This window comes from Sphingomonas sp. LHG3443-2, assembly GCF_049896405.1.
Classification (GTDB): domain Bacteria; phylum Pseudomonadota; class Alphaproteobacteria; order Sphingomonadales; family Sphingomonadaceae; genus Sphingomicrobium.
Map to the genome: position 1 here is coordinate 355162 of NZ_JAFCUG010000001.1, position 15177 is coordinate 370338.

Here is a 15177-nt window from a genome sequence, read left to right on the forward strand (position 1 = left end):
TCTTAGCGTAAGCGGCGCATTCAGACTGGATGGGTCGCTTACCGCTTGCGCTACTGTTCCTGTCCACCTTTTGCCTGGCGGGCTGTGGGCAACGGCAGGGATATACCACGGTGGAGGTCGGCAACACGACCTATGACTTCGCGACCAGAGATCTGACGGTATCCTATCCGGGCGCCTTGTCGCCTTATGTCCTTCTCCATCCGGGGTCGGTGAAGGACCCGGCAACCTTTGTGCTCAATTACGAACTGCGCGAGCAGGACGAGCGCTGGCCGTCAGGCGTGCCTCGTATCGCCTGGGTGACCTTTCGCGATACCAAGCCGCAAGATGTGCTGATGCGACGGTTCGGCGACCACCAAATCGTTTGCGAGAAGACCAAGATCGAGTTGGGTTTGCGCTATTCGTGCGGGATCGCCTTCTTTGAGCGTGAAACTCGGTGGACCGTTCGCTTCGGGACCCGGTGGATGCGCGAGCCGGAAAAGGTCCTGGCGCAGGCCATCGACCTGCTCCGCCAATCGCAACGATGGCCCCGCCCGTAGCGCATCGTCGGTGGTCCCGGCCTTCGGTCACTGAACAAACCGCGATCCGCACCTACATCGGGCCAATGAAAGTCTCGCTGCCGCTGCTCGCCGCCTGTTCCCTGCTCGCCGCTGGGTGCTCCGATGCGCAGCCGGGTGTCGCGAAAGGGCCGGCGTTCACCGAGCGTCAGGTCCAGATACGCGGCCTTGATCCAGCGTTGATGGCCAAGGTGCGGCGGGAGGCGGAGGCATTGCCACGCGTCCATTCGCTGCTGGTCGCGCGGGGCGGCGAGACGCTCGCCGAATATCGGCTGCGCGGGCCTTCACTCGACACGCCGGTGAACATCAAGTCGGCGTCCAAATCGGTGCTCTCTGCCCTGACCGGAATCGCGATCGGGCGCGGGGTGCTGCAAGGACCGGAACAGAAGATCGCGCCGCTGTTGCGGGCGGACGTGCCGGCAGGCGCTGACCCGCGGATCGAACAGATCGAGGTCGGGCACCTGCTGTCGATGCAAGCCGGGCTCGGGCGCACGTCGGGGCCGAATTATGGCGCGTGGGTCGCGAGCCCCAATTGGGTGCGTTACGCCTTGTCGCGGCCGTTCGCCGCCGATCCGGGCGGGGAGATGCTTTATTCGACCGGTTCGTCGCACCTCATGTCGGCGGTGCTGACCCGGGCGTCGGGGCGCAGCACCCATGCGCTGGCGCAGGAGTGGCTGGCCGAGCCGCTGGGCATCGACCTGCCCCCTTGGCCGCGCGATCCACAAGGCATCTATTTCGGTGGCAACGACATGTTGATGTCGCCCCGCGCCCTGCTCCGCTTCGGCGAACTCTACCGGCAAGACGGCATGTGGCAGGGCCGCCGCATCCTGCCCGAAGGCTGGGTCGCACAAAGCTGGCGCCCGCGCACCACCTCGCCGTGGAGCGGCAATCCTTATGGCTATGGCTGGTTCACGCAGACCAGCGCCGGGCGTCCGGTGCACTTTGCGTGGGGTTATGGCGGGCAGATGCTGTTCATCGTGCCGAGCCTCGACCTTACGGTGGTGATGATCTCCGACCCCTCGCCGCGCCCGCGTGAAGAGAGCCACGTCGAGGATCTCGCCCGCATGCTGGCGACGGGGATCATCCCTGCGGCCGTGAAGGGCGCGGGCGCGGGCGTGGCGCCAAGCTCTCCATCCATCGACTAAGCGTGCCCGCCTGCCGAAAGGGGCACGGCAGGGGCGCCCGTGGGCGTAGGCCCTGTGCATGTCCCAAGTTCTTGCCTCCAAGCCGCCGCGTCCCGCCATCGACAGTGGCCGCCTGTTCCTCACCGCCGCCTTTTTCGCCTTTTGCTACTGCCTGCTGACCTGGCGGGCGCTGCTCCTCAACGAAGCGGCACCCTTGTTCAGCGACCGCCGCGCCCTTGCCCTGCTGGTTGGCGCCGGCGTCTTCTGGAAAGCGCTGGGCCAGCTTGAGAAGCCCGGAAGACTGCCCCTGGTCCGGACCGCAAGCTGGATCGTGCTCGGCACCATCATCGTGATGGTAGCGCGACTGGCGGTGAACTGGTGGAAGCCCGAAGCCCTGCTGACCGTCAGCTACAGCCTGCGGTGGTCGCTCGCCTGGGCCGCCTATTTCGGGCTGTGGCTGATGGGCGCCGCGACCTTCCGTGCGCGCACGGCGGTGGCCGGAAGCACGGTCGCCGTTGCCGCCGTTCCGGTGGCACGGAGTGCCGAGTGGGACCAAATCGACTGGGTCGTCGAGTGCCTGGCAAGCGAATTCGAAGGCGCCTCGCCCACGGATCGCGCGAGCCTTGCCGAGCGATTGGTCCGCAATGCGGGAACCTACGAGCTGGCGGATGAAGGTGGCGAGGCTGCGGCCCACAATGCACGGCTGCGGCTGGCCTACCGGATCGCTGCACGGCTTGTTGCGGAGCCCCGCTAGACCCGCGCCCGGCCTAGTGCGTCCAGTCGAGCGTCACCTTGTCCATGTGCCAGCGTAGCTGCGCGGGTGTCGCGCCGGGGACGTCGTTGACGCGGCGGAGGACGGCTTCGCCCTCGATGCGGACCGGGCGCCCGTCCTTGTCGCTGCTCGTGACCGTGACCGGCGCGGTATAGTAGGACGAGCCGGCGGCGCCTTCCATCGTACCGGTCGGCACCGCCACGGTGATCTTGCGGAGGTCCTTGAAGATGGCGGCGAAATCGGCGCGGCTCCAGCGCTTCTTGTCGGCGGGCGACAGCAGGTCGTAGGCCTGGCCGAAGCGCTTCAGTTCAATGGCGCGGGCGAAGTCGAGGAGGACGGCGCGGGCGCCGGTTCTGCTTCGTTCGGCAGCGTCCGTGAGGGGCGGGGTAGTCGGCGCCGGAGCGGCGGCTTCGTTGCCGGTCGCCCTCGGCGCAGGCGTGGGCGATGGCGCTTCATCAGCGGCGCCTGGCGTGGGTGAAGCACGCGGCGCGGAAGCAAGCGCGTCGTTTGAAGCGGTTGCCGCATTTTCGGCACGGACGGCGGCGGGCTGCTGCTGGCAGGCGGCGAGCACCAGGACGAGGCCGAGCGCGGACAAAGCTTTGTTGTTGATCATGGGGGATCGAACCGGCCAAGCGCGCTGCCGTTCCGATCCCCCGGTCGGTCAGACCGCCTGGAGCGCGTGCTCGAAGTCGGCGATCAGGTCGTCGGCATTCTCGACGCCGATGCTGATCCGCACCAGATTGTCGGTGATGCCGAGCGCCTGCTTACGCTCGTCCGGCACGCTGAGGTGCGTCATCGCCGCCGGCGCGCTGGCCAGCGTTTCGGTCCCGCCAAGGCTGACCGCGAGGTGGGCGATGGTGAGGTTGTCGAGAAAGGCGAAGGCCTCCTTCTCGCCGCCCTTGAGGTAGAGCGAAAAGGTCGATCCGGCGCCGGTGCAGTGGCGCTTGTAGATGTCGGCCTGGCGGGTGCCTTCTTCGAGGAAGCCCAAGTAGCCGACGCTTTCGACCTTGGGATGGTCTTTCAGGAACGCGCAGACCTTGGCCGCATTCTCGCCCGCGCGGCTCATGCGAAGCTCCAGCGTCTCGAGGCTGCGGAGCAGCATCCAGGCGGTGTTGGGGTCGCAGATGGTGCCGATGGTGTTGCGCATCATGCGAATGGGATCGAGGAACTTCTTCGCGCCGACCAGGCCGCCCGCGACGAGATCGCTGTGGCCGCCCGCATATTTGGTAAGGGAGTAGACGGTGATGTCCGCGCCCTGCGCCAGCGGCTTGGCCCACAATGGCCCGAGGAAAGTGTTGTCGATCGCGATCGGCGGACGGGCGTCGTCACCAAAGGCAGCGTCGCGCGCGGCCTTGACCGCTTCCACATCGACCAGCGCGTTGGTCGGGTTGGCCGGGCTTTCGAGATAGATGAGGCTGAGGCGCCCCTTGGCCTTGGCTGCCTCGATCACCTCGGCAATTTCGTCCTGGGTGGCGCCGGCCGGGAAGTCGAGCCAGGTGATCCCGAACTGGCCGAGGATCTTGGCAATCAGCGTTTCGGTGGCGGCGTAAAGCGGGCCCGAGTGCACGATGACGTCGCCAGGTCGCGCATAGGTCAGGAGCAGGGTGGCGATGGCCGACATGCCGCTCGAAAAGGTCAGCGCCTCCTCGGCTTCTTCCCACAGCTTCAGGCGGGCTTCGAGGATTTCCTGATTGGGGCCGTTGAAGCGCGAATAGACCAGGCCCTCGGCGCCGCCAGGACGCTTGCCGGTGATGCCTTCGAAGAAGCGCTTGCCGTGGGCCGCAGTCTCGAACACGAAGGTGCTGGTGAGGAAGATCGGCGGCTTGAGGCTGCCCTCGGACAGCGCGGGATCGAACCCGTAGCCCATCATCATCGACTCAGGGGAGAGCGGGTGATTGCCGATCGACATCGGGCTCTTCTTGGGGCGGCGGCTGGCGGGGACGCCGGACATGTCAGCTTCGTTTTCCATGAGGTGAGCCCCTAGCCGAGCTAGACCAAGGGCGCCAGCAGCCACACCGCGCCGACCATCAGCGGCACGCCGGCGATGTCGAGCAAGGCGCCCGCTTTCAGCATCCGCGGCAGTGCAATGTGCCCGGTCGCCCAGGCGATGGCGTTGGGCCCGGTTCCGCTTGGCAGCATGAAGCCCCAGCTTGCCGCCCATGCTGCCGGCAGGGCGAGGAGGATGGGATCGACTCCGGTGGCGGCGATGATCCCGGCGACCACCGGCATGATCCCGCTGGCGGCGGCGACATTGCTGGCGAATTCGGTGATCACCACCACCAGCGCGACCAGCACGAACGCGACCACCAAAGGGTGCACGGCCTTGAGCGGCGACAGCGCGGTGCTCAGCCATTCGTCGAGCCCGCTCGCCCCGATCCCCGCCGCCAGCGCCAGCCCGCCGCCGAACAACATGATCACATCCCACGGGGCCCGGTTGGCTTCGGCCCAGGTGAGCAGCGGACGCCCGGTGCCGTCCGGGATAAGGAACAGCAGCAAGGCTGCACCGACCGCCACGGTGCCGTCGACCAGTACGTCCTTGGGGAGCAGGCCGTCGGCAAGCGGAAGCACGACCCAGGCCACCACGGTGAGGAGGATCACGGGCACCAAGCGCTTCTCCGCGCTGGTCCACGGTCCCGCCTCACCGATCGCGGCCAGCGCTTCGCCTGCATCGAAGTCCGATGGCGCCACCTTCTGGACCCGCATCAGGATCAGCCAGCACAAGGGGATCGACACCAGCACCAGCGGCACGCCGAAGCTCGCCCAAGTGAGGAAGTCGATGCGCAGCCCGGTGGTGCGTTCGATGATGCCGGCGGCGATGGCGTTGGTGGGTGAGCCGACCAACGTCGCCAGCCCGCCGATCGAGGCGGCAAAGGCGATTCCCATCGCCAGCGCGCCGGCAAAGCCGCCGGTCTCGCCCGGCGCGATCCGCGCAGCGTGCAACACCGCCAGCGCGATGGGCATCATGATCAGCGTGGTCGCGGTGTTGCTGACGATCATGGAGATGATCGCGGTAGCGGTCATGAAGGCGAACAGCATCGCTGCCGGGGTCGCCCCGCCGCGCTTGACGATGGCGAGTGCCAAGCGGCGGTGAAGGCCGGTGCGCTCGATTCCCAGCGCGATGATCGCGCCGCCCAGCACCAGGAACAGGATCGGGCTATAATAGGTCGCCGCCGCTTCGGTCGCCGTCATCACCCCGAAGGCGGGCAGCAGCAGGAACGGCAGGAGCGCGGTGGCGGTGAGCGGAAGCGCCTGCGTCATCCACCACGCCGCCATCAGCGCGGCGATCGCGACTACGCGCCAGGCGGTAAGCGGCATGCTCTCGGGCGCGGGCAGCAACAGCAATGCCGCGAACAGCAGCAATCCGCCCCACAAGCCCCACCGCTGCGCCATCTATTCTCCCCCCCGGCCCGTCTTGTGCGGGGCACGACGCGGAGGCGCAACCGGCTTGTTACGCGAGCGGTTCGGACTTGCGCGACAGGCTCGGGAATGAGAGCCTCCCCTTATGCTAGACCTCCTACTCGCGATTGCCGCCGCGCAGGCTCCCGCCGCCCTCGACGGCAAGTGGACGGTCGATCTGTCGAGCGAACCGGGCAAGCCCTACACCCAACCGATGGAGCTGACGCTGGCCGCCGACGGCACGGTGAGAGGCAGCTTCTACAATAGCGAGATCCAGGCCGGGCGGTGGAAACAGGCGCGCGGGCGGCTCTGCGCAAGCTTCCGCACGACGGACGGCAAAGGGCCGTACCACACCTCGGTCTGCCTCGCCGGCAATGAAGCGGTGGGTCAGACCTGGGCCGAACACCGCAACTTCCTGTTCAATTGGAACGCGGTGCGCGCCGCCAGATAATCAGGCGCCGCGGCGGCTGGCGAGCAGGCCGGCGAGGAAGCCGAGCGACAGCACCCCTACTCCGCCGGCGGCGATCGCGGCCCATGACTTGGCCGGAGGCTCCGGGACCGGAGCAGGCTTCGGCGGACGATATTGTCCGCCTTCCTCGACCGGGATGCTGTGCACCGTCCGGCTGATGGCCTTGATCCGTTCGCGCTTGGCGGCGGCGCTGTCGCTTGGCTCCGTGTCCATGACGCCAGAACTAACCGCGGCGTCTTGCGGCTGCGTTAAAGCCGCTCAGAAACCGAGCGAAAATCGCACCGCCGCGCCGGTGTCGGGCGCGGCCGCCTGGACGTGGCCCGGCTGCACCCGCGTGAACAGGTTGCCGCTGACCCACCCGTTGCCCAGCCAGCGCCGGCCGTAGCTCAGCTCCGCATCAAGCTCGCGCCCACGCGGGACCATGCTCGACCGGACGATGCTGTAGCTGGGCGCCATCGCGGCGTAGTCGAACGAGGTCGGCAGGTTCATCGCAAAGCCGCCGCCATCGATCCGCAGCGGTTGCGACAAGCGCAGGCCGAAGCGGTCGCCAGCGGCGAACAGGTCGCTGGCGGCGACGTCGGCGGCATAAGCACCGCTGGTGAAGCTGCCACCGGCAAAGCTCGTCCAGCCGCGCCGGGCGCTGACCCCCGCGCTCCACCCGGCGCCAAGATCGCGGCGAGCTTCCAGGTCGAGGAAGGTGCTTCCCGCCCCGCCGCCGCCAAGCAGCCCGTCCATCCGTCCGCCGAGCAGGCTGCGGCTTTCTTCCAGCCGGCCCATGCCGACCGACAGCCATTGCTTGCCGAAGCGGCGGTCGAGGCTGAAGGCGGTCCAGCGATAGGGCGATCCGAACGCCAGGGTGCGCTGTTCGCCGGTCACTTCACCGGTTTCGCCCGACAGGGTGAGCGCCATTTTGCCGAGGTCGCGGCGGAGCGCCATCGAGGTGCCGCGGTCGGCATCGAAGCCGGGGCTGCCAGCAATGTCGCGGGCAATCAGAAACGCGCCGCTGCTGACGCCCGACAAGCGCCGCTCCATCGCCTTGGCGCCCTCGGCAAAGCCAAAGGCAACGGCGGTCTTCTTGTCGATGCGCGCCACCGCCGAGCCGGCGACCAGCCGGGCTTTGCGCAGATCCTCGGGGCCGATGCCCGCCTGATTGAGGAGATAACCCTTGCCGTCGCTGCGTTCGGCGACGGTCATCATGACACTGAGCGGCCCCGCTCCGGCGGCTCCGGCACGGAGCGTTCCGCCAAGCGCCCGGTGGAGCGGCTCGGAGCGCGGGGCCGAGCGGATGGTCCGGGCGAGGTCGACCGCGAAGGCGCGCGAATAGCCGTCGAGCACCACTGCGCCGATGCTTGCGCCCGAGAGCGGCGCATCGCCCGCGGCAGGCGGCGCATCGGAGCCGACGCCCGAGATCGGGTCGGGGCTGCCGGCGAGCGACACGCTGCCCATCGGCTGCATCGCCCGGCCGATGTTGAGGCGGCCGCGCCCGTAGATGGCGTCGGTACCGGTGGCGCCAAGGTCGTCGGCGCTCTTGAACAGGATGTCGACGATCTGCGCGCCCGACAGATTGGGAAAGGCCGAGGCGAGCAGGGCTGCGGCGCCGCTGATGGTGGGGGCGGCGAAGCTGGTGCCGCTCCACCGCGAGTCGTGGCCATCCTTGTCGACCGTGCGAACGCCCGCGCCGATCGCCGCGAGGTAATTGTTGGCCGCAATGCCCGCGCGATTGCTGAAGTCCGATATCTGGTCGAGGCCGATGGTGCCGGTGCCGGTCATGGTGCCGACCGAGCCGGCGACGATCACCTGCCCCGGATAACTGTTAGCGGGAACGGCAGCGAACGGGTCGGCATCGACGCCCTCGGGCTTGTCGCCATCGTTGCCGGCCGAGATCACGATCACGACGCCGGCATTCACCGCCCCGCGCATGGCGGCGAGGAGGTTGGTGCCGGGGGTCGAGCCGCCAAGGCTAAGATTGATCACGCGCGCGCCGGCCGCCACTGCCGCGTCGATGCCGCGTGCGATGTGGAATTCGGAAAAGGAGCAGCCCTCGCCCTCGCTGTCGTTGCAGCTGCCCGGCGTGTCGGCGCGATAGACCAGCAGGCTGGAGTTGAACGCGACGCCCTGCATCCCCGAGCCATCGCGATTGGCGGCGATCACGGCGGCAGCGGCGGTTCCGTGCCCTTCGTCGTCGCCAAGCCCGCGGGTGGCGGCGACATCGCGGCTGGCGGGATCGATACGGCCGGCAAATTCGGAGAGCGTGGGGTTGATGCCGCTGTCGATCACCGCAACCTTGATCCCGTTGCCGGTCGCGCCGCTGTTGTAGGCGCTGATCGCTCCCGAGGTGACCGCCGCATTGCTGCGCTGATATTCGGACGTGTTGTAGTTCACCGCCGCGACCGTCGGCGGGGGCGGCGTAGGCGTCGGCGTGGTCGGCGGCGGGGTGACCGGCACGGTGGTGGTCGGCGGCGCCGGGGTCGAGCCGACTTCACCCCCGCTCGAGCCCCCACCGCCGCATGCGGTGAGGCTCAGGAGCGCCAGGGTTGCAGCCGATCCAAGAAGCGCCTTCGTCATCCCACCCCTTCACAAACCTTTAGATTTGCACGATATTTCTTAACGACGTTTAGTTGATGATTCCTTTCGCTTTGCTGACGGGGGCAAAGCGCGTTAGCGGCGCTCCTTATGGCAGGTTTTGCTTCCGCCCGCATCAGGCCGCCATTCGACCGGGTCGAGACCTGGATCTTCGATCTCGACAATTGCCTGTATCCCGCTTCCACCGGCCTGTTCGCGCTGATCGACGAGCGGATGGGCGCCTATATCCAGCGCCTGCTCGGCGTCGAAGCGGCCGAGGCGAAGCGGATTCAGAAGCATCATTTTCACACCCACGGCACCACGCTTGCCGGGCTGATGCAGGAGCATGGGGTCGATCCCCACGAGTTCCTCGAAGACGTCCATGACATCGCGCTCGACCGGGTCGGGCCGAACGAGCGGCTGGCGGAAGGGCTGGGGCGGCTGCCGGGACGCAAGTTCGTGTTCACCAACGGCGACGCGCCTTATGCCCGGCGCGTGCTGGAGCGGATCGGGATCGGCGACCGCTTCGAGCATCTTCACGACATTCACGCCTGCGAGCTGCGGCCCAAGCCGCAGGCCCACGGCTACGAGCTCCTCTGCCGGCAGTTCGCGATCGATCCCGCGACCGCCTGCATGGTCGAGGACATGGCGCAGAACCTGCGGCCGGCCAAAGCGCTGGGGATGACCACCGTGTGGGTGGACAATGGCTCCGAGCGCGGCAATCACGACGCCGATCCCGGCCATATCGACCTTCGTATCACGGACGTGGCGGACTGGCTGGACGACCTGCTCGGAGAAGACGTGTGATCCCCAACAACGAACTCGAACCCATCATCGACATGCTGTGGGAAAAGCGCGACAGCCTCGGGCCCGATGCGTCCAAGGAAGCGCGTCAGCCGGTCGAATGGGCGCTGGAATTGCTTGATTCCGGCACCGCGCGGGTGGCGGAACCGGGGCCGGACGGCTGGAAGGTCAACCAATGGCTCAAGAAAGCGGTACTGCTGAGCTTCCGCCTCAATGCCATGGAAGCGATCCCCGGCGGGCCCGGCGGCGCGCCGTGGTGGGACAAGGTGCCGAGCAAGTTCGACGGCTGGGACGCGCAGGAATTCGCCACCCGCGGCTTTCGCGCGGTGCCGGGCGCGATCGTCCGCCGCGGCGCGTATATCGCGCCCGGCGCGGTGCTGATGCCGAGCTTCGTCAACCTCGGCGCTTATGTCGGCGAAGGCACGATGGTCGACACCTGGGCGACCGTCGGAAGCTGCGCGCAGATCGGCAAGAACGTCCATATCTCGGGCGGGACGGGGATCGGCGGGGTGCTCGAGCCGCTTCAGGCCGGGCCGGTGATCATCGAGGACGATTGCTTCATCGGCGCCCGCAGCGAAGTGGCCGAAGGCGTCGTGGTCGAGCGCGGCAGCGTGATCAGCATGGGCGTGTTCCTCGGCGCCTCGACCAAGATCGTCGACCGCGCGAGCGGCGCCATCAGCTATGGCCGGGTGCCGGCTTATTCGGTGGTGGTGCCAGGGACGCTGCCGGGCAAGGACGGTGGCCCGAGCCTCGCCTGCGCGGTGATCGTCAAGACGGTGGACGAGAAGACCCGCTCCAAGACCGGCATCAACGAATTGCTAAGGGATTGACCATGCGCGCGCTGCTTGGTCTCGCAATGATGGCACTGGCGGGATGCGCCACGGTGCCGGCGGCCAAGCCGGTGCCCAACATTTACGTCGTGCGCCACCTCAACACGCCCGCGGGCGTGGACAACGCCCAGCTGACCGAGGAAGGTCGCGCCAATGCGGTGAAGCTGGCGGACTTCCTGCGCCGTGATCCGCCCCAGACGATCCTCGTCAGCGACACCGACCGCGCGCGCGACACGGCCGCGCCCACTGCCGCGCGCTACAAGGCGGCGGTGCTGACCTACGATGCGAAGGATACCCCGGCGCTGGTCGCGCAGGCGCTGGCGTCCAAAGGCACCGTTCTGGTGGTCGGCCACAGCAACACCGTGCCCGACATCGTCGCCGGCCTCGGGGGCACCCGCCCCGCGCCGCTGGTGCACGAGGATTTCGGCGACGTCTGGCACATCAGCGGCCCCGAGCGGACCACCGTGCGGAGCAAGCTGCCCTAGCGCGCTTCCTTGAGCAGCTCGGCCGCCTTGGCGCCGGTCCAGTCGAGATCGCCGGTGAAGCGCCAGATTTCCTTGCCGTCCGAGCCATAGAGAATGGTCGTCGGCAGGATCTGCGACCCAAGCGCTGCCGACAGGCCCATCTCGCCATCCTGATAGGCCTCCAGCCCGACCTTCTTGTCGGAAAGGAAGGCACGCACCTTGTCCGGGGTGGCGGTGTCCTGGCTGATCGCCGCGACCTGCGCCGCACCGGCGCGGTCGGCAAGCGCATCGAGGGTCGGCAGTTCCTTGACGCAGGGCGCGCACCAGGTGGCCCAGAGATTGACCAGCAGCGGCTTGCCCGCGGCGATGGCGGGGAGGCTGGTGTCCTCGCCCTCGCCGTCCTTGAAGGTGTCGGCGGGCATCGCCTTGCCGGCCTGGCTTCGGTCGAGCCCAGGACCGCCGGGCTGCGCCGCCTGCTCCCCGGCTTCACTTTGGGGCGCGGCTTGCCTATCGCAGCCGGAAGTCAGCAGGGCGGCAAGCGCCGCGGCGAGGAAGAGAACACGCATGAGGACGCGCTTGGCCCCGAACGGCAGCCGGCACAAGCTTGGGCTTAGGTCCGCCCTCGTGCCGATCGCGCTGGCGCTGGCGCTCGTCGCTTGTGGCCGCGCCGGGGAGCTTCGTCCGCCGCCCGGCTCCTCGCTTCCGGTCAAGCCCAAGATGGCGGTGACCACGCCGACCCCCGAACAATTGCTGACCCCGCCGGCCATCGCCCGGCCGGTCCGCGTCGAAGAAGTGCTGCGCCGCTCCGAGCCGCGCCAGCCGGACCGATTCGACCTCCCCCCGCCAAGCGGCGCCGACGCGCCCGCGGAACCCGAAGGCGACAGCAACGCTACCCCGAAGGACAATCAGACCCGAGTTCAGGAGCCCCAGTGAGCCATTCGCCGAGCCAATCCTTCAAGCCCGTCCGCAAGGCCGTTTTCCCCGTCGCCGGCCTCGGCACCCGCCTGCTGCCCGCGACCAAGACCATGCCCAAGGAGATGCTGACGGTGATCGACCGTCCGTTGATCCAATATGCGGTGGACGAAGCGCGCGAAGCCGGGATCGAGCAGCTGATCTTCGTCACCGGCCGCGGCAAGTCGAGCCTGGTGGACTATTTCGACGTCTCGTTCGAACTCGAAGCGACCATGCAGGCCAAGGGCAAGAGCCTGGAGGTGCTGGAGCTTTCCCGCGCCGATTATGGCGAACTCATCAGCGTCCGCCAGCAGCAGCCGCTCGGCCTTGGCCATGCCGTCTGGTGCGCCCGCCACGTGGTCGGTGACGAGCCGTTCGCGGTGCTGCTGCCCGACGATCTGATGGCGGGCACGCCGGGCGCGCTCCGCCAGATGGTCGACGCCTACAACAAGGTCGGCGGCAACATCGTCTGCGCCGAAGAAGTCGCGGCGGAGAAGACCGCCAGCTACGGCATCGTCACGCCCGGTTCGACCGACGGCAACCTCACCGAAGTGCGCGGGCTGGTCGAAAAGCCCAAGCCCGAGGTCGCGCCGTCACGGCTCGGCGTCATCGGCCGCTATATCCTGCAGCCCGAGGTGATGGCCGTGCTCGACGCGCAGGAGCCGGGTGCAGGCGGGGAGATCCAGCTGACGGACGCGATGGCCAAGCTGATCGGCGAGCAGCCATTCCACGCGGTAAAGGTCGATGCGGTGCGCCACGATTGCGGCGACCGGGCAGGCTATGTGCTGGCGACGCTGAAGCTCGCCATGCAGCGCGACGACCTTGCCCCGCTGGTGCGCGAGGCGCTCGCTGAGTTTTAGGCGGAGACGCGGCGGCGCTCGGCCTCGAGCGCGTACATTCGGTCCTTGAGCTCGCCGAGTTCGATCGCCTTCATCGCGGCGCGGGCGTCCATCGCTTCCATGTCGGCCCGCAGTGCGGCAACGCGGGCAGCCGCGGCGCGGCGGCGTTCGATGCGCGCGACCAGCACTTCGAAATGGAAGGGCTTCAGGATCACGTCCTCGGCTCCGGCTTCGAAGGCGCGGACGGCGGGATCGGCTTCGGCCCGGCTGGCGATCAGGATCACCGGCACTTCGGCAAAGGCAGTCTGCTCCCGGATGGAGCGGGTGAGTTCGGGGCCGCTGATCGGCTCCATGACCAGCTCAGCAATCACCACATCGATCGGCTGGCGGTGCAGTTCGCCGAGCGCCGCTCCCCCGTCGCTTGCGGTGACGATGGCATAGCCTTCGGCCCCGAGCCGCTTGGCCAGCACCGCCAGATGGGAGCGGTTAGGAGACACCACCAACAGGCGGGGACGACGCGCGGGGGCGGACAGCGGGGACATGTCCGCGAAGGTGAAGGTTATTGGTTAACGAAGTCCTAAGATTCTTGTCCCGGCAGCAGGCGGGAGCTTCCGCAGGCTCACGCGTCGAGTTCGACGTCCCAGTAGAGATAATCCCGCCAGCTTTCGTGCAGGTAGCCCGGCGGAAAGGCCCGGCCGTGGTCCTGCAATTCCCAGCTGGTCGGACGCTCGGGCCAATGGGCAATGCTCATGCCCGCCTGCCGCGGGGTGCGGCCGCCCTTGCGCAGGTTGCAGGGCGCGCAGGCGGTCGCGACATTCTCCCACGTCGTGCGGCCGCCCTGCGCGCGGGGAATGACGTGGTCGAAGGTCAATTCCCGCCCGGAGCCGCAATACACGCAGCGGAAGCGGTCGCGGAGGAACAGGTTGAAGCGGGTGAACGCCGGATGTTCGTTCGGCCGCACGAATTGCCTGAGCGCGATCACGCTTGGCAGCTTCAGCGTGTGATTGGGGCTGTGCACCTCGCGCTCGTAATGGGCGATGACGTCCACCCGCTCGAGGAACATCGCCTTTACCGCGGTCTGCCACGGCCACAGGCTGAGCGGATAATAGGACAAGGGGGTGTAGTCGGCATTCAGCACCAGCGCCGGACAGCTTTCCGGATGGCGAATGAGATCTGGATGATACACGAGCGACAGGTCTCCGTCCGGTCCTGCCGAACGCATCTCCCAGGCCTTGTCGCACGCAAGGAGGAGAGACCGTTTTCGGCCGCTTCCCTTGTGACGCACCGGTTGCCAGTCCGATGTGACGCCCTCATGAATCGCAAGTTGCAGTTTCGCGGTCAAGGGCTCAACGCGCTTGCGTGATCACGAGGTTCGCGCCTTCGCCGACCGGGCGGCTGCATTTGGGCCATGCCTATAGTGCTGTGCTCGGGCGTCAGAAGGGCGGGCGCTGGCTGCTGCGGATCGAGGACCTCGACCCCGGCCGCGCCCGGCCGGAATTTGTCGGTGGGATCAGGGAGGATCTGGCGTGGCTTGGTCTGGCGCCCGACGGCGCGCCGATTGTCCAGTCCGAGCGGACCCACCTCTATGCCGCCGCCCTGGAGCGGCTCAGGCAAATGGGTCTCGTTTATCCCTGCTTCTGCACCCGCGCCGACATCGCCGCCTCGCTGACCGCGCCGCATGGCGATGCGGGAAGCGCTTACACCGGCACCTGCCGCGGGGTGGCCGACGATCCCGAGCGGCGGGAAACGACGCCTCATAGCTGGCGACTGGATTCGGCCAAGGCGATCGCGGCGGCCGGCGGGGTGACCGGCTGGCAAGAGGATGACGGCAGTCGGCACGAGGGCACGGCGGCGATGATCGGTGACGCCATCCTCGCCCGCAAGGATGCGCCCTCGTCCTACCACCTCGCCTGCGTGGTCGATGATGCCGACAGCGGTGTCAGCCTTGTCGTGCGCGGCGCTGACCTCAGGCCTTCCACCCCGGTGCAGCGGCTGTTGCAGCAGCTGCTGGGATTGCCCGAGCCGACTTATCTCCACCACCCCCTCGTCACCCACGAAGACGGCCGCCGCCTGGCCAAGCGCGACCAGGCTCCGACGCTTGCCGCCATGCGCGCGGCGGGAGTGGACGGACGGGCGCTTGCCGCTGACCTCGGGGTGGGCATTCTGCCTACTGGTTATCGCCTCGCCCTGCCCTAAGTAGGAGCATCATGAACACGCTTCTCATCATCGCGCTGGTGCTCGCCATGGCGGCCACCGCTTACGTCCTCGTTCGCGGCGTCATTGCCATGGCGTCGGGCAAGGTCGGCAACCAGCAGGAACAGCAGCAATGGATGCGCAAGCGCGTGCTGTATCAGGGCATCGCGGTGTTCATCGCCGCCGCCATCCTGCTGGTCGCCAGCGCGAGCCGCTGAG

The 15177-nt window shown here is 67.9% G+C and carries 19 protein-coding genes; 11 read left to right on the top strand and 8 right to left on the bottom strand.

The genetic code is table 11. The features are described 5' to 3' along the window. Positions 1-29 precede the first annotated feature (29 nt). The 3 genes from ACP69Z_RS01635 (at position 30) to ACP69Z_RS01645 (ending at position 2432) form a co-directional block, all read left to right on the top strand. Positions 30-536, top strand: a complete 507-nt coding sequence (locus ACP69Z_RS01635; RefSeq protein WP_426265808.1) for a hypothetical protein — start codon at positions 30-32, stop codon at positions 534-536. Positions 537-601: 65 nt separating this feature from the next. Next, entirely contained in the window at positions 602-1699 is a 1098-nt protein-coding gene (locus tag ACP69Z_RS01640) for a serine hydrolase domain-containing protein (protein WP_426265809.1), read from the top strand. 58 nt (positions 1700-1757) lie between these two features. Beyond that, positions 1758-2432 (top strand): hypothetical protein, encoded by a 675-nt coding sequence (locus ACP69Z_RS01645; RefSeq protein WP_426265810.1) that lies wholly within the window; start codon positions 1758-1760, stop codon positions 2430-2432. Positions 2433-2445: 13 nt separating this feature from the next. Here the strand turns inward: ACP69Z_RS01645 and ACP69Z_RS01650 are convergent, their stop codons facing one another. Genes ACP69Z_RS01650 through ACP69Z_RS01660 form a run of 3 tightly spaced genes read right to left on the bottom strand, consistent with a single transcriptional unit; the run spans position 2446 to position 5840 of the window. Further along, on the bottom strand, positions 2446-3063 hold the full coding sequence (locus ACP69Z_RS01650) for a hypothetical protein (protein WP_426265811.1): 618 nt from the start codon (positions 3061-3063) through the stop codon (positions 2446-2448). Between the two features lie 48 nt (positions 3064-3111). Beyond that, a complete protein-coding gene (locus tag ACP69Z_RS01655; protein ID WP_426265812.1) occupies positions 3112-4419 on the bottom strand; it encodes a cystathionine gamma-synthase family protein in 1308 nt (435 codons plus the stop codon). A 20-nt stretch (positions 4420-4439) separates the two neighbouring features. Next, positions 4440-5840 carry an SLC13 family permease gene (locus ACP69Z_RS01660; RefSeq protein WP_426265813.1) on the bottom strand — a complete coding sequence of 467 codons (1401 nt, stop codon included), beginning with the start codon at positions 5838-5840 and terminating at the stop codon, positions 4440-4442. Between the two features lie 112 nt (positions 5841-5952). On the opposite strand from ACP69Z_RS01660, the gene ACP69Z_RS01665 reads away from it, so the two are divergent. Then, a complete protein-coding gene (locus ACP69Z_RS01665; RefSeq protein ID WP_426265814.1) occupies positions 5953-6297 on the top strand; it encodes a hypothetical protein in 345 nt (114 codons plus the stop codon). Here ACP69Z_RS01665 and ACP69Z_RS01670 read toward each other — a convergent pair whose 3' ends face one another. Both ACP69Z_RS01670 and ACP69Z_RS01675 read right to left on the bottom strand, forming a co-directional pair. Beyond that, positions 6298-6528, bottom strand: coding sequence for a hypothetical protein (locus ACP69Z_RS01670; protein WP_426265815.1), 231 nt, complete (start codon positions 6526-6528; stop codon positions 6298-6300). Between the two features lie 45 nt (positions 6529-6573). After that, complete coding sequence (locus ACP69Z_RS01675; RefSeq protein WP_426265816.1) at positions 6574-8880, bottom strand: S8 family peptidase; 2307 nt, start codon at positions 8878-8880, stop codon at positions 6574-6576. Between the two features lie 108 nt (positions 8881-8988). Between ACP69Z_RS01675 and ACP69Z_RS01680 the strand changes: the two genes are divergently transcribed. Genes ACP69Z_RS01680 through ACP69Z_RS01690 form a run of 3 tightly spaced genes read left to right on the top strand, consistent with a single transcriptional unit; the run spans position 8989 to position 10996 of the window. Next, the gene (locus ACP69Z_RS01680) at positions 8989-9684 is read left to right on the top strand and encodes a pyrimidine 5'-nucleotidase (RefSeq protein WP_426265817.1); all 696 of its coding nucleotides are present in this window, start codon (positions 8989-8991) and stop codon (positions 9682-9684) included. Between the two features lie 23 nt (positions 9685-9707). After that, positions 9708-10511, top strand: a complete 804-nt coding sequence (gene dapD / locus ACP69Z_RS01685) for a 2,3,4,5-tetrahydropyridine-2,6-dicarboxylate N-succinyltransferase (protein WP_426268025.1) — start codon at positions 9708-9710, stop codon at positions 10509-10511. Between the two features lie 2 nt (positions 10512-10513). After that, positions 10514-10996 carry a SixA phosphatase family protein gene (locus ACP69Z_RS01690; protein ID WP_426265818.1) on the top strand — a complete coding sequence of 161 codons (483 nt, stop codon included), beginning with the start codon at positions 10514-10516 and terminating at the stop codon, positions 10994-10996. Here ACP69Z_RS01690 and ACP69Z_RS01695 read toward each other — a convergent pair. Then, the gene (locus ACP69Z_RS01695; RefSeq protein WP_426265819.1) at positions 10993-11541 is read right to left on the bottom strand and encodes a TlpA family protein disulfide reductase; all 549 of its coding nucleotides are present in this window, start codon (positions 11539-11541) and stop codon (positions 10993-10995) included. The genes ACP69Z_RS01690 and ACP69Z_RS01695 overlap by 4 nt on opposite strands. On the opposite strand from ACP69Z_RS01695, the gene ACP69Z_RS01700 reads away from it, so the two are divergent. Then, complete coding sequence (locus tag ACP69Z_RS01700; protein WP_426265820.1) at positions 11540-11908, top strand: hypothetical protein; 369 nt, start codon at positions 11540-11542, stop codon at positions 11906-11908. The two genes, ACP69Z_RS01695 and ACP69Z_RS01700, sit on opposite strands and share 2 nt — an antisense overlap. Then, entirely contained in the window at positions 11905-12786 is an 882-nt protein-coding gene (locus tag ACP69Z_RS01705; protein WP_426265821.1) for a UTP--glucose-1-phosphate uridylyltransferase, read from the top strand. Before ACP69Z_RS01700 ends, ACP69Z_RS01705 begins: the two co-directional genes overlap by 4 nt. Here the strand turns inward: ACP69Z_RS01705 and ACP69Z_RS01710 are convergent. Together ACP69Z_RS01710 and ACP69Z_RS01715 are read right to left on the bottom strand one after the other, a co-directional pair. Beyond that, the gene (locus tag ACP69Z_RS01710; protein ID WP_426265822.1) at positions 12783-13307 is read right to left on the bottom strand and encodes a response regulator; all 525 of its coding nucleotides are present in this window, start codon (positions 13305-13307) and stop codon (positions 12783-12785) included. The two genes, ACP69Z_RS01705 and ACP69Z_RS01710, sit on opposite strands and share 4 nt — an antisense overlap. Positions 13308-13384: 77 nt before the next feature. Then, positions 13385-13951 (bottom strand): HNH endonuclease, encoded by a 567-nt coding sequence (locus tag ACP69Z_RS01715; protein WP_426268026.1) that lies wholly within the window; start codon positions 13949-13951, stop codon positions 13385-13387. Positions 13952-14124: 173 nt separating this feature from the next. Here ACP69Z_RS01715 and gluQRS point away from each other — a divergent pair, with 173 nt between their 5' ends. Both gluQRS and ACP69Z_RS01725 read left to right on the top strand, forming a co-directional pair. Beyond that, positions 14125-14961, top strand: a complete 837-nt coding sequence (gene gluQRS, locus ACP69Z_RS01720; RefSeq protein WP_426265823.1) for a tRNA glutamyl-Q(34) synthetase GluQRS — start codon at positions 14125-14127, stop codon at positions 14959-14961. A gap of 11 nt (positions 14962-14972) precedes the next feature. Then, positions 14973-15176 carry an HIG1 domain-containing protein gene (locus tag ACP69Z_RS01725; protein ID WP_426265824.1) on the top strand — a complete coding sequence of 68 codons (204 nt, stop codon included), beginning with the start codon at positions 14973-14975 and terminating at the stop codon, positions 15174-15176. Position 15177 lies beyond the last annotated feature (1 nt).

Bases quoted from the DNA above. Each gene is read 5' to 3' on its own strand.
- ACP69Z_RS01635 (WP_426265808.1), top strand. From the start codon at position 30: ATGGGTCGCTTACCGCTTGCGCTACTGTTCCTGTCCACCTTTTGCCTG.
- ACP69Z_RS01640 (WP_426265809.1), top strand. From the start codon at position 602: ATGAAAGTCTCGCTGCCGCTGCTCGCCGCCTGTTCCCTGCTCGCCGCT.
- ACP69Z_RS01645 (WP_426265810.1), top strand. From the start codon at position 1,758: ATGTCCCAAGTTCTTGCCTCCAAGCCGCCGCGTCCCGCCATCGACAGT.
- ACP69Z_RS01650 (WP_426265811.1), bottom strand. From the start codon at position 3,063: ATGATCAACAACAAAGCTTTGTCCGCGCTCGGCCTCGTCCTGGTGCTC.
- ACP69Z_RS01655 (WP_426265812.1), bottom strand. From the start codon at position 4,419: ATGGAAAACGAAGCTGACATGTCCGGCGTCCCCGCCAGCCGCCGCCCC.
- ACP69Z_RS01660 (WP_426265813.1), bottom strand. From the start codon at position 5,840: ATGGCGCAGCGGTGGGGCTTGTGGGGCGGATTGCTGCTGTTCGCGGCA.
- ACP69Z_RS01665 (WP_426265814.1), top strand. From the start codon at position 5,953: ATGCTAGACCTCCTACTCGCGATTGCCGCCGCGCAGGCTCCCGCCGCC.
- ACP69Z_RS01670 (WP_426265815.1), bottom strand. From the start codon at position 6,528: ATGGACACGGAGCCAAGCGACAGCGCCGCCGCCAAGCGCGAACGGATC.
- ACP69Z_RS01675 (WP_426265816.1), bottom strand. From the start codon at position 8,880: ATGACGAAGGCGCTTCTTGGATCGGCTGCAACCCTGGCGCTCCTGAGC.
- ACP69Z_RS01680 (WP_426265817.1), top strand. From the start codon at position 8,989: ATGGCAGGTTTTGCTTCCGCCCGCATCAGGCCGCCATTCGACCGGGTC.
- ACP69Z_RS01690 (WP_426265818.1), top strand. From the start codon at position 10,514: ATGCGCGCGCTGCTTGGTCTCGCAATGATGGCACTGGCGGGATGCGCC.
- ACP69Z_RS01700 (WP_426265820.1), top strand. From the start codon at position 11,540: ATGAGGACGCGCTTGGCCCCGAACGGCAGCCGGCACAAGCTTGGGCTT.
- ACP69Z_RS01695 (WP_426265819.1), bottom strand. From the start codon at position 11,541: ATGCGTGTTCTCTTCCTCGCCGCGGCGCTTGCCGCCCTGCTGACTTCC.
- ACP69Z_RS01710 (WP_426265822.1), bottom strand. From the start codon at position 13,307: ATGTCCCCGCTGTCCGCCCCCGCGCGTCGTCCCCGCCTGTTGGTGGTG.
- ACP69Z_RS01725 (WP_426265824.1), top strand. From the start codon at position 14,973: ATGAACACGCTTCTCATCATCGCGCTGGTGCTCGCCATGGCGGCCACC.